The sequence below is a fragment of the Caballeronia sordidicola genome (genome assembly GCF_002220365.1).
GTDB lineage: Bacteria > Pseudomonadota > Gammaproteobacteria > Burkholderiales > Burkholderiaceae > Caballeronia > Caballeronia sordidicola_C.
In genome coordinates this window covers 1-12,177 of record NZ_MTHB01000136.1, presented here as the reverse complement: position 1 = coordinate 12,177, position 12,177 = coordinate 1, and the positions used below count along the sequence as shown (strand labels likewise).

Below are 12,177 nucleotides of genomic sequence, written 5' to 3'. Positions count from 1 at the left end.
GCCCGAATTTGCCGTCGCGCGTGAGTTTGCCGACTAAGGGTAAATCGATGAAAAACGCGTTGAATCGACGAAAAAACCCGATAACTCGACGAAGTTAAGCGAAAAAACGGCCTTTTCAACCCTGTTGCCTGGCTTGCCGGACACCCGCGCAGACGCTATTTCCCATAGGGAATTTCGTCGCCTTGTTCCCCCCGGCAAAGCTCAGTAATATCGCGCTACGCTGGTTTTAGCCGGCATCGATCCTGGAGGAAACATGAAGAAAATTGGCCTGTTACGAGCCGCTCGTCTGTCGATGGCACTCAGCGCCGCCGTCGCGGCCTCGCTCGTAACCGCGAGCGTCGCTCAAGCAGCACCCATTCCCAACAAAACGCTCGTTTACTGCTCAGAAGGCAGCCCGGCCGGTTTCGATCCCGCGCAATACACGACGGGCACCGATTTCACCGCGAATACGTTCACGGTTTATAACCGCCTCGTGGAATTCGAGCGCGGCAGCACGAAAGTGGAACCGGGCCTCGCGGAAAAGTGGGATGTATCGCCTGATGGCCTGACCTACACGTTCCACCTGCGCCATGGCGTGAAGTTCCAGACCACGTCGTTCTTCAAGCCGACGCGTGAATTCAACGCGGATGACGTGCTCTTCACGTTCAACCGCATGCTCGATCCGAACCAGCCGTTCCGCAAGGCTTACCCGGCGTCGTTCCCGTATTTCACGGACATGGGCCTGGACAAGCTGATCACGAAGGTCGAGGCAGTCGATCCGTACACGGTCAAGTTCACGCTGAAAGAAGTCAACGCGCCGTTTATCCAGAACATGGCGATGGAATACGCGTCGATCCAGTCGGATGAATACGCTCAGCAACTGTTGAAAGCGGGCAAGGCATCGGACATCAACCAGCAACCGGTCGGCACGGGTCCGTTTATTTTCCGCAGCTACACGAAAGACGCGACCATCCGTTTCGACGGCAATCCTGATTACTGGAAGCCAGGCGCAGTCAAGATCTCGAAGCTGATTTTCTCGATTACGCCGGACGCCGCCGTACGCGTGCAAAAGCTGAAGAGCAACGAATGCCAGGTGATGAGCTATCCGCGTCCGGCTGACATTGCACCGCTGAAGGCCGATACGAACATCGACACGCCGTCGCAACCGGGCTTCAACGAAGGCTACGTGGCATACAACACGACGAAGAAGAACGTCGAGAACGTCGATGTACGCCGCGCGCTGGACATGGCGATCAACAAGAAGGCGATCATTGAGTCGGTGTATCAAGGTGCGGGTCAATCCGCCGTTGCCCCGATGCCGCCGACCGAATGGTCCTACGACAAGAACCTGAAGGTTCAGGCGTACGACACCGCCAAAGCCAAGGCGCTGCTCGCCAAAGCGGGTTTCCCGAACGGTTTCGAAATGAACCTGTGGGCCATGCCGGTCCAGCGTCCGTATAACCCGAACGCACGTCTGATGGCCGAGATGATCCAGGCCGACTGGGCGAAGATTGGCGTGAAGGCGAATATTGTGTCGTATGAGTGGGGCGAGTACATCAAGCGCGGCCACGCAGGCGAACACGATGCCATGCTGATTGGCTGGACGGGCGACAACGGCGATCCGGATAACTGGCTCGGCACGCTGCTTGGTTGCGAAGCGGTCAACGGCAGCAACTTCTCGCACTGGTGCTACAAGCCGTTCAACGACCTGGTGATCAAGGGCCGCAATACGTCCGATCAGGCGCAGCGCACGCAGGCTTATATGCAAGCGCAGCAAATCTTCGCTGATCAACTGCCGTTCTCGCCGATCGCTCACTCCACGGTCTATCAGCCGACGAGCAAGAAGGTGACCGGCATGAAGATCGAGCCGCTGGGTTACCTGCGTTTCGACGGCGTCGGCGTGCAGTAAGCTGATAGCGGTACGCTTTATGCACCAAAACTAGAACTAGTCGAAAAGGTCCGGCGACAAGGGTCACAAGCCCGCGTCGCCGGTCGCATTTTTCCTCCCCAAAGAGACGAACCATGTTCCGATTCGTTCTGCGGCGCATAGGCATGGTGATCCCGACGTTCATCGGCATCACGATCCTGGCGTTCGCGTTAATCCACCTGATCCCGGGCGATCCCATTGAAGTCATGATGGGCGAGCGCGGCGTGGACCCGGCCATGCATGCCGAAGCAATGAAGCGGCTCGGGCTCGACCTGCCGCTTCCAGTTCAATACTTTCACTATGTCGGACACGCGCTGAAAGGCGATCTCGGCATGTCGATCATCACCAATACCAGCGTGATGGGCGAGTTCATGGCGCGCTTTCCGGCGACGCTCGAACTCGCGATCTGCGCGATGATTTTCGCTTTGGTGATCGGGCTGCCTGCCGGCGTTGCCGCTGCGTTGAAGCGCGGCACGGTCGTCGATCATGGCGTGATGGGCACCGCGCTCACCGGTTACTCCATGCCGATCTTCTGGTGGGGCTTGATCCTCATCATGTTCTTCTCCGCGAAGCTGGGATGGACGCCGGTTTCAGGACGTATCGCGGTGGAATACGACATTCCGCACCGTACCGGCTTCATGCTGTGGGACGCACTCTTTTCCGACGATGAAGGCGCGTTCAAGTCCGCCGTCAGTCATCTGATTCTGCCGACCATTGTGCTGGGCACCATTCCGCTCGCCGTGATTGCCCGGATGACACGTTCATCGATGCTCGAAGTGCTGCGCGAGGATTACATCCGCACTGCGCGCGCCAAAGGGCTCGCGCCGGGACGCGTGGTGATCGTGCATGCGCTGCGTAACGCGCTCATTCCCGTGGTAACCGTGATCGGCCTGCAGGTCGGCACGCTGCTCGCCGGCGCCGTGCTGACCGAGACATTGTTCTCGTGGCCGGGCGTGGGTAAGTGGCTCATCGACGCCATCAGCCGGCGCGATTATCCCGTCGTGCAGGGCGGCATCCTGATGATCGCGACGCTCGTTATTTTTGTGAATCTGGTCGTCGACTTGTTGTACGGCGTGCTGAATCCGCGCATTCGCCACACGAGGTAAGCCCATGGCCGATATCCAAAACAATCCTGGGGCGTTGATCCCCGTCCCGAGTGGCCGCTTCCTCGCCGGCCGGGAATTCTGGGCCAATTTCTCGCGCAATCGCGGCGCAGTGGTGGCCGGCGCGATCGTGCTGATTCTCGTGTTCATCGCTATTTTTGCGCCGCTGATCGCGCCGCATAGCCCGATCGAGCAATATCGCGACAACGTCAAGATCCCGCCCGCGTGGCTCGATGGCGGTAACTGGCGCTTCGTTCTGGGCACCGATGAAGCCGGCCGCGACATCCTCTCCCGCCTGATGTACGGCGCGCGGCTGTCGTTCTGGATCGGCTTTGTGTCGGTGGTGCTGGCGCTGATCCCGGGCATTGTGCTCGGGTTGATCGCGGCGTTTTTCCAGAAATGGGCCGATACGCCGATCATGCGCATCATGGACGTGCTGCTCGCGCTGCCTTCTCTGCTGCTGGCGGTTGCAGTGGTCGCGATTATTGGTCCGGGGCTGATGAACACCATGCTCGCCATCGCGATTGTCGCGTTGCCGGGTTATGTGCGTCTGACGCGTGCCGCTGCGCTTGGTGAATTGCAGCGCGAGTATGTGACGGCGTCACGCGTGGCAGGCGCCGGTACCGTGCGGCTGATGTTCTCGCAAGTGCTGCCGAACTGCGCCGCGCCGCTGATCGTGCAGGCAACCTTGGGCTTTTCGTCCGCCATTCTGGATGCCGCCGCGCTCGGCTTTCTCGGCCTCGGCGTGCAACCGCCGGCGGCGGAGTGGGGCGCAATGCTCGCGTCGGCGCGGGATTACATCGAAAGTGCGTGGTGGATCGTGACCATGCCTGGGCTTTCCATCCTGATTTCGGTCCTGGTGATCAACCTGCTCGGCGACGGGCTGCGCGATGCACTCGATCCCAAACTCAAACGGATGGCCTGAACATGAGCGATCTTCTAACCATCCGCAATCTCGCCGTGAGCTTTAACGGACTCCCGGCGGTTGATCGAATCGATATGTCCGTCAAACCCGGCGAAGTGGTCGGCGTTGTCGGCGAATCGGGTTCCGGCAAAAGCGTCACGATGATGGCGCTCATGGGCTTGATCGATGCACCCGGCATTGTCACCGCCGATCAGGTCACGTTCAACGGCGTCGACTTGCTGAAGGCATCGGCGCGGCAACGCAGGAAGATTATCGGCAAGGACATTGCGATGGTCTTCCAGGATGCGCTGTCGAGCCTGAATCCGAGCTATACGGTCGGGTATCAGATCAAGGAAGTGCTGCGACTTCACGAAGGCCTGAGGGGCGCGAAGCTCCAGCAACGCGCGCTGGAATTGCTCGATCAAGTGGGGATTCCCGACGCGAAGAGCCGTATCGATGCCTTCCCGCACCAGATGTCCGGCGGCATGAACCAGCGCGTGATGATCGCGATGGCGGTTGCCTGCAATCCGAAGCTGCTGATTGCCGACGAACCCACTACCGCGCTCGACGTCACCATCCAGGCGCAGATCATGGAGTTGCTGGTCAAGTTGCAGAAGGAGCGCGGCATGGCGCTCGTGCTGATTTCGCACGATCTTGCGGTCGTGTCTGAAGTTGCGCAGCGCGTGGCCGTGATGTATGCGGGCGAGATTATCGAAACGAATCACGTGCCGACCATTTTCAGCGAACCGCATCATCCGTACACGGAAGCCTTGCTGGCCGCCATTCCCGAACATAGCCGCGGCGCCGAGCGTCTCGCGGCCTTGCCGGGCATGGTGCCGGGCCGCGATGATCGTCCGGTCGGATGCTTATTCGCCCCCCGCTGCAGCTACGCCGTGGACGATTGCCGCAAGGCGCGGCCGGCGCTCTTTCAACTCGCCCCGAACGATCCGGCAGTGCGCGCACGCTGTATCAAGCCGCTGAACATGGAACTCGTGGCAGAACATGGAGGCGCGCGATGAATGCCGTTCCTGAGACTTTCTCTAAAGACATCGTCCTCGTCGCCGACAAACTGGCCAGGCATTACAGCGTCAAGCGCAGCATGTTCCAGCAGGGCACGGTCAAGGCGTTGAACGGCGTGTCGTTCTCGCTTGAACGCGGCAAGACGCTTGCCGTGGTGGGCGAATCCGGCTGCGGCAAATCGACGCTCGCGCGTCAACTGACGATGATCGAAGCGCCCACGTCCGGGCGTTTGCTGATCGATGGCGAAGATGTGGCGAACGCGAGCCGCGCGAAGGTGGCCGACTTGCGGCAACGCGTGCAGATGGTGTTCCAGAATCCGTTTGCGTCGCTGAATCCGCGCAAAACCGTCGAGCAGACCTTGGGCGAACCGCTCGCGATCAACACGAAGCTGTCGTCCAGCGAGCGCGCCGAGCGTATCGCGCACATGATGCGCACGGTTGGGCTTCGGCCCGAACACGCGGCGCGGTATCCGCACATGTTCTCGGGCGGGCAGCGCCAGCGGGTTGCTATCGCGCGTGCGATGATTCTCGATCCGCAGATCCTGGTGGCCGATGAACCCGTGTCCGCGCTGGATGTTTCCATTCAGGCGCAGATTCTGAATCTGTTCATGGATCTGCAGCAGCAGTTCGGTACGAGCTATGTGTTCATCTCGCACAACTTGTCGGTGGTGGAACATATCGCCGATGACGTCATGGTGATGTATTTTGGCGGTGTTGCTGAACTTGGCGACAAGGCAACGATCTACGCACGGCCGCGTCATCCGTACACGCGCGCGCTGATGTCGGCGACGCCTGCCTTGTTTGAAGAAGATCGGCGCATCAAGATCCGGCTGCAGGGAGAAATGCCTTCGCCGCTTAACCCTCCATCAGGTTGCACATTTCATCAGCGCTGCCCGTATGCAATCGATAAATGCCGCGTGGAAGAACCGGCGCTGCGTTTCGTCGATGGGCGGCACGTCTCGTGTCATCGCGCCGAGGAAGTCGGGGAGATCGATGCCTGAACCGCAAACGGCGCGGCAGGTTGCGCGCCGTTTTGCTGCGGGTTTTGCTGTGGCGGTGGCGGCAATCCTGGCTGTTTTTTGCCTCGCGCCGCGTTTAGCTTTCGCTGTGACCGGCGCGCGCTCGCCGCCGGGCGCCGTCGTGCCGCCCACGGCATCCGGTTCGGTGCCCGGCTCGTTGCCTGGTTTAAGCGTGCCGCCTGCGCGTCCGGCTCCCCCCGATATAGATCGTTCCGACGGGACCACCGCCAGTGGTCCGGTGCAGGCGCAGCCGGCGCATATGCCGTTCTACGTCGCGACCAAAGGCCAGGTCACTATCTACGTGCTCGGTACGCTGCACGTGGGTTTTGCCGACGACTATCCCGCGAGCCAACCGTTTCGCAAGCCGATCCTCGGCGCGCTCGATGCATCGCCCACGCTCGCGCTGGAAATCTCCCCCGACGACCTGCTCGTGTCGGCAGATGAGGTCAGCAAATACGGCGCGTGCCGGACGCCGTGCCTCTCGCGATATCTGCCCGATGCGCTGTGGAAAAAGGTGGAAACACGCATGCGCGGCAACCCCGCCATGCTCGACGATATCAGCCGGTCGCGGCCATGGCTGGCGTCGATGCTGGTTGAAACCGTCGATACCTTGAAGGCCGGATTCCAGACCGGGTTCGGTACGGAGACGCAGTTGCAGAACGTGTATCTGCGGCCGCGCGGGCGGGTGATCGGGCTGGAGACGCTCAACGAACAGATATCCGCGTTCACGCGGCTCACGCAGGCGCAGCAACGGGAAATGCTCGCGCAGGATCTGGTGCAGACACCGGCCGAGAACGTTGCCGATGTGAAGGAGTTGCATCGGTTATGGCGTATTGGCGACGCCGATGCGCTGAAGGCGTGGGACGACGCCAAGACGGAGAAACTGGCGCGATCGAAGCAGCTTGCCAGGCAGATCGATAATCGCGTGGTGGTCGACCGGAATTATCGATTCGCGGCGCGAGTGGTGGCGATGGCCGCGCCGAACAAGCCGGTGTTCATGGCTATCGGCGCGCTGCATCTCGGGGGTAACCGGGGCGTGCTGGCGTTGCTCAGAAAGCGTGGGTTCGTGGTGGATCCGGCTTGAACCCACGCTTTTGCATCACAGGAACATCAGCCAGTTCAGCAAGAAGATATTCACCATCAGCATCGACAGCGCCGTCGGAATCTGGACTTTGATCACCGCGTTCTTATCGGGAAGTTCCAGCAGCGCTGCCGGCACCATGTTGAAGTTCGCGGCCATCGGCGTCATGAGCGTGCCGCAGTAGCCGGAGAACATGCCGATCGCGACCATGGTTGCCGGATTGCCGTGGAATACGCCAACCAGGATCGGCACGCCGACGCCGCCCGTCATCACCGGGAACGCCGCGAAGCCGTTGCCCATGACCATCGTGAAAAGCGCCATGCCGACGCAATACACGGCCACCGCGACCAGACGGTAATCGAGGTTCACGTACGCTGTTGTCACGTGCGCGACGGCCTTGCCCACGCCCGCGTCCGAGAACACCAGACCCAGCATGCCCAGCATTTGCGGAAGCACGGCGGCCCATGAAAGCGCGTCGACCAGACGGCGCGTTTCTTTCATCGATTGCCCGACGGTATCGCGCGTCATCACGCAGGCCACACCCAGCGCGACGATACAGCCGATGCCAAAACCCATCAGCGTGACGTTCTTTGGATCGAGCAGCGGCTTGCCGCCGAACACCAGGTAGCTCGCTCCCAGCGTCAGGACCACCGTCACCACGGGAATGGTCAACGCCGGCACGAACAGCTTGTTGCCAAGACGCAGGGCGCTTTTGCGGCGCGCTTCATCGGAGAGCATCTTGGGCTTGCCGGCCGTGACGCCGCCAAAGCCTGCTATCAACGCCATGCCAACAACCAGCACGCCGACCACATTGGCCGGCAGCCAGTCGCCGATCAGGAAAATCAACGCATACACGAGCCAGAATGTTCCGGTGGTGAAGCGGCGCGGATGCTTCTTGTCGACGTAGATCATGCCGGCGACAACCACCAGCACGATACCCAGCAGATAGAACAGATAGTTGAGCGTGAGCGTCATGCGGTTTCTCCGCGAACGTTTTTGGTCAACGCGCCGAGTTCGCGATTCAGCCGTCGATCGAGCAGCCACAGCCGGAAGCCGTGAATCAGGAATGCGCAGATCGCGGTGGGGATACCCCAGACGGCGACGTGCAGCGGTTCGACCACGATGCCCGCTTCCTTCAGGAAGGTTGTCATCAACACGATTGCGCCGAACGCAACGAAGATGTCTTCGCCGAAGAACAGGCCGACGTTATCGGTCGCGGCGGACCAAGCGCGCAGCTTGAAACGGGTTTCGGCGGTGAGCTTGCCGAAGCGTGTTTCCGCCGCGCCTTCGGCCATGGGCGCGAGCAGCGGCCGGACCATTTGCGGATGTCCGCCGAGACCGGTCAGCCCGACTGCCGCCGTCAATTCGCGAACCAGCAAATAGACGATCAGCAGACGTCCAACGGTTGCCGCCTTGATGCCCGAAATCCAGATTTGCGCGCGTTCACGCAGGCCATGCCGTTCCAGCAAACCGATCACGGCCAGCGGCAGCAAAATGATGAGCGGGATGTTGCGCGTCTTGAGGAAGCCCGTACCGATCGCGGTGAGGATGCGATCGATGGGGAAGTGCGCAGCGAGTCCGGTGATGATCGCAGCGGCGGCCACGATCAGCATCGGATTGAAGCGCAGGATAAACCCCACGATGATGACGGCCACACCTATCAGTGGCCATAGGTTGACAGCGGTTCCCATAAGATCTCCAAGTGATCGGGGTAATGCCCCGGTAAGGGCTTCTTCCATCGCCGGACGGACCGCTTGCTTCGAGCGGGCCATTCCATTGGCTTGATAAAACGGCTCTGCGGCCGCTTACGAAAACGCCCCGCCAATACGCGAGGCATTCAGGTTCATTGAGGCGTCGATTCGACTCGTTGCGTGGCACGGAGCCAAACAACAAGTCAGAAAGCGCTAATCATCCGATGCAACAAAACCGCTAATGACCGTTCATCAAACCTCGGCCGCATGGGCAGCACGAACTTCGATACCCGCCGTTTCAAGCGCCTCGCGAATGCGCTTGGCGAAAGCGAGCGCGTGCGCGCCGTCGCCGTGGAGACAGACCGTCTGCGCGTTGATCGGCACCCATTCCCCGCTGACCGCCTGGACGCGATGCTCCATTGCCATTGCCAGCGTGCGGGTGAGCACGGCTTCCTCGTCCTCGAGCAACGCGCCGGGATCCTTGCGCGGCACGAGCGACCCATCTGCCCGATATCCGCGGTCCGCAAAAACTTCCTCGATAGCCACCATGTTCGCCTTGCGCGTGGCATCGACGAGATTGCTGTTCGCGAGCCCGAACACGAGCAGCGAAGGATCGAAATCACGAATCGCCGCGACAATCGCGTCGGCAATTTCCGGATTTTTCGCGGCCTGGTTATACAGCGCGCCGTGCGGCTTCACGTGCGACAAGCGGCCACCTTCGGCCTTCACGATCGCGGCCAGCGCGCCCAACTGATACAGCACGCCCGCGTAAATGTCGTACACGGGGATATCCATTTCCTTGCGGCCGAAATTCTCCGGGTCGTTGAAACTCGGATGCGCGCCAATGGCGACACCCTTCGCGACTGCCCAGCGCACGCAATCGCGCATGGCAGTGGCCCCACCCGCATGCCAGCCGCAAGCAATATTCGCGGAGCTCACGAGATCGAGCAGTGCTTCGTCGGTGCCCATGCCTTCGCCGAGATCGGCGTTCAGATCGATTTCCATCTTCGTTCCTTGTTCACTCACCGGCCGAGGCGTTCCGCGTGCATCGCGATAGCCGATTCGACCTGTTTCACATACATGCGCTCTTCCGCCAGCGCATGACGCGCGGCTTCCGCCGTTGTTTCGATAAAGCGCACACCGCTGTTGAGCCGCGCTTGCGCGAGCTTCCACAGGTCGGCCTTGATCACCGAGCCTATTTTTGGATATCCGCCAGTGGTCTGGGCATCGCCCATCAGCACAATCGGCTGACCGTTCGGCGGTACTTGAATCGTGCCGGGCAACACGGCGTGGGATAGCAGGTCGGCTTTATCGCCGCGTTCCAGGACCGTGCCGGCAAGCCGGAAACCCATGCGGTTACTGTTGGGCGTGATCGTCCATTCCTCGTTCCAGAAGTCGCGCTGGGCCGTCTTCGTGAAGGTCTCGTATTCGGGACCGCGCAACACGCGGATCGGCAGCGACCATGAATTGCCCGGCGTGTGTTTGCCGCGCCGCACCGGCTCTTCCACGTATACGAACTTGCACCACGCGGGCGCTTTAACCCCAAAGGCCGTTCCCGCCGATGAAAACGCGACGCTCTTGTTCGGCTGCGGCACGCCCGTGGCCAAACGGTCGCCGTCGCGTAACGCGCGGCCGCCGAGACCGCCAAAACACGCGCCGAGGTCAGTGCTACGGGAACCAAGCATGGGCAGAACGTCGATACCGCCGGCTACGCATACATAACCGCGCATGCCGTGCCTGGCGCCGCGCAGCGTCAATTCCTGGCCGGCCTGGACCGGCAGGCTCCACCACGAATAGACAGGTTTGTCGTCCAGCGTTGCAGCGAAATCCGTACCTGTTATTGCCACGCGCGTGGCGCGCGTGAAGCGCAAGGTGGTGGGTCCGAGCGTCAGTTCGATGCCGGCCGCATCCGGCTTGTTGCCCACGATCCGGTTGCCGATTTCCAGCGACAACGCGTCGAGTGCGCCGCCCGAACTGACGCCCAGGTGCCGATACCCCGCGCGACCAAGATCCTGCACGGAGGAGAGCATGCCGGCGCGAATGACGTCGATCATGCGAGCACCTCCAGCGCGGAAAAACGCACGTGATCGCCGGGTTGCATGAGTGTGGGCGGGTGGCGGGCGGGATCGAAGAGCTTGAGATCCGTGCGTCCGAGCAGTTGCCAGCCACCGGGCGACACCGCCGGATAAATGCCCGTCTGCTCCCCGCCGATACCCACCGACCCCGCCGGCACTTCCAGCCGCGGTTTGGGGTGACGTGGCGCGTGCAGCGTGGGATCGAGGCCGCCGAGGTAGGCAAAGCCGGGCTGAAAGCCGAGGAAAAATACGATGTAGTCGGCTTGGGTATGCCGCTTCACGAGTTCATCGATGCTCAGGTTGAGCGACTTTGCCAGCGAGGCAAGATCGGGTCCGTCAGCGCCGCCATAGCGCACGGGAATTTCGATTTCTGTTGTGCCCACCTCGACTTCCGCTGCTTGCTCCCACGCGTTTTTCATGCGGCTCGCGAGGTCGGCGGGGTCGGCCTGGAGGGGATCGAAGACGAGCGTCAGGTTGTTCATGCCCGGCACGACTTCCACGACGTGCGGCCACAGGCGCGCCGCGTCGGCGAGCGCCCACATTCGGCGCTGGCATTCGATCGTGGCGGGCGGGGGCGCTTCGCATACAAGCGCGGTGTCGCCGAGTGGGTGAATTTTGGGTGGTGTCATGCTGGGTTTTGCCGGTAATCGAGCGCGCGCTTGAACGAAAGGCGAAAGAGAAGCCGTCTCGACGCTAGCTCAGGAATGTACATTGTCAATAATTTATCGACAAATTATCAATAAGAATTTAGATGTGGCGGTGAATTTCTTTCGATACGCTACACTCGCCGACATATTGTTCCGCACAGATATCCATGCCCCGTCATCCGACCAAGATCGTTTCGTCAGAGCATCTCGTCTCTGAAACGAGCGCCGAGTTGTCCGAGTTCGAATATGGCCTGATCATGGCCAGCAATGCGTTCAACCGCTGGATGGTTCGATGCATGTCGGCGGCGGGCGCAAAGGACATGACGGCGGTGGAAGTATCGCTGCTGCATCATGTAAGCCATCGTGACCGGAAGAAAAAGATTGCCGATATCTGCTTTGTTCTCAATATAGAGGACACGCACGTTGCCAGCTATGCCATTAAGAAGCTGATGGCGCGGGGATACGTGAAGAGCGAAAAAGTGGGCAAGGAAGTGTTCTTTTCCGCAACGCCGACGGGGCGGGAGTTGTGCGCGAAGTACCGCGAGGTGCGGGAGAGTTGTTTGATCAGCACGTTGAAGGAGAGCGGGCTGACCAACGAGCAGATAGGCGAGGCGGCGCAACTGCTGCGAAATGCGTCCGGCCTCTACGATACGGCGGCACGGGCCGCAGCCTCGCTATAGGGTTTTCGTTCGCACTGGTAGGGTTTGGCCGGGCGGAGGTGGGGGTGGTGGG

12 protein-coding genes are annotated in these 12,177 nt (G+C 61.0%); 7 read left to right on the top strand and 5 right to left on the bottom strand.

All coding sequences use genetic code 11. The features are described 5' to 3' along the window. The first annotated feature begins 253 nt into the window (after positions 1-253). The 6 genes from BSU04_RS21860 (at position 254) to BSU04_RS21835 (ending at position 7,035) form a co-directional block, all read left to right on the top strand. Positions 254-1,888 carry an ABC transporter substrate-binding protein gene (locus BSU04_RS21860; protein WP_089162570.1) on the top strand — a complete coding sequence of 545 codons (1,635 nt, stop codon included), beginning with the start codon at positions 254-256 and terminating at the stop codon, positions 1,886-1,888. A gap of 113 nt (positions 1,889-2,001) precedes the next feature. Then, entirely contained in the window at positions 2,002-3,012 is a 1,011-nt protein-coding gene (locus BSU04_RS21855; protein ID WP_089162569.1) for an ABC transporter permease subunit, read from the top strand. A 4-nt stretch (positions 3,013-3,016) separates the two neighbouring features. After that, positions 3,017-3,934, top strand: a complete 918-nt coding sequence (locus BSU04_RS21850; RefSeq protein WP_089162568.1) for an ABC transporter permease subunit — start codon at positions 3,017-3,019, stop codon at positions 3,932-3,934. Positions 3,935-3,936: 2 nt separating this feature from the next. Further along, positions 3,937-4,932, top strand: coding sequence for an ABC transporter ATP-binding protein (locus BSU04_RS21845; protein ID WP_089162567.1), 996 nt, complete (start codon positions 3,937-3,939; stop codon positions 4,930-4,932). Continuing rightward, positions 4,929-5,933, top strand: a complete 1,005-nt coding sequence (locus BSU04_RS21840) for a peptide ABC transporter ATP-binding protein (protein ID WP_089162566.1) — start codon at positions 4,929-4,931, stop codon at positions 5,931-5,933. The genes BSU04_RS21845 and BSU04_RS21840 overlap by 4 nt, the downstream gene beginning before the upstream one ends. Continuing rightward, on the top strand, positions 5,926-7,035 hold the full coding sequence (locus tag BSU04_RS21835) for a TraB/GumN family protein (RefSeq protein WP_089162565.1): 1,110 nt from the start codon (positions 5,926-5,928) through the stop codon (positions 7,033-7,035). The genes BSU04_RS21840 and BSU04_RS21835 overlap by 8 nt, the downstream gene beginning before the upstream one ends. A gap of 15 nt (positions 7,036-7,050) precedes the next feature. Here the strand turns inward: BSU04_RS21835 and BSU04_RS21830 are convergent, their stop codons facing one another. The 5 genes from BSU04_RS21830 to pxpB form a co-directional block, all read right to left on the bottom strand. Next, on the bottom strand, positions 7,051-8,007 hold the full coding sequence (locus tag BSU04_RS21830; protein ID WP_089162564.1) for a DUF979 domain-containing protein: 957 nt from the start codon (positions 8,005-8,007) through the stop codon (positions 7,051-7,053). Next, the gene (locus tag BSU04_RS21825) at positions 8,004-8,723 is read right to left on the bottom strand and encodes a DUF969 domain-containing protein (protein WP_089162563.1); all 720 of its coding nucleotides are present in this window, start codon (positions 8,721-8,723) and stop codon (positions 8,004-8,006) included. Before BSU04_RS21825 ends, BSU04_RS21830 begins: the two co-directional genes overlap by 4 nt. Positions 8,724-8,975: 252 nt before the next feature. Then, positions 8,976-9,728: a 5-oxoprolinase subunit PxpA gene (pxpA, locus tag BSU04_RS21820; RefSeq protein WP_089162562.1), complete on the bottom strand. Its 753-nt coding sequence runs from the start codon at positions 9,726-9,728 to the stop codon at positions 8,976-8,978. 17 nt (positions 9,729-9,745) lie between these two features. Further along, the gene (locus BSU04_RS21815; protein ID WP_089162561.1) at positions 9,746-10,777 is read right to left on the bottom strand and encodes a biotin-dependent carboxyltransferase family protein; all 1,032 of its coding nucleotides are present in this window, start codon (positions 10,775-10,777) and stop codon (positions 9,746-9,748) included. Then, a complete protein-coding gene (gene pxpB, locus BSU04_RS21810) occupies positions 10,774-11,427 on the bottom strand; it encodes a 5-oxoprolinase subunit PxpB (RefSeq protein WP_089162560.1) in 654 nt (217 codons plus the stop codon). The genes BSU04_RS21815 and pxpB overlap by 4 nt, the downstream gene beginning before the upstream one ends. Positions 11,428-11,612: 185 nt before the next feature. On the opposite strand from pxpB, the gene BSU04_RS21805 reads away from it, so the two are divergent. Then, a complete protein-coding gene (locus BSU04_RS21805; protein WP_089162559.1) occupies positions 11,613-12,125 on the top strand; it encodes a winged helix DNA-binding protein in 513 nt (170 codons plus the stop codon). The last annotated feature ends 52 nt before the right edge of the window (positions 12,126-12,177 follow it).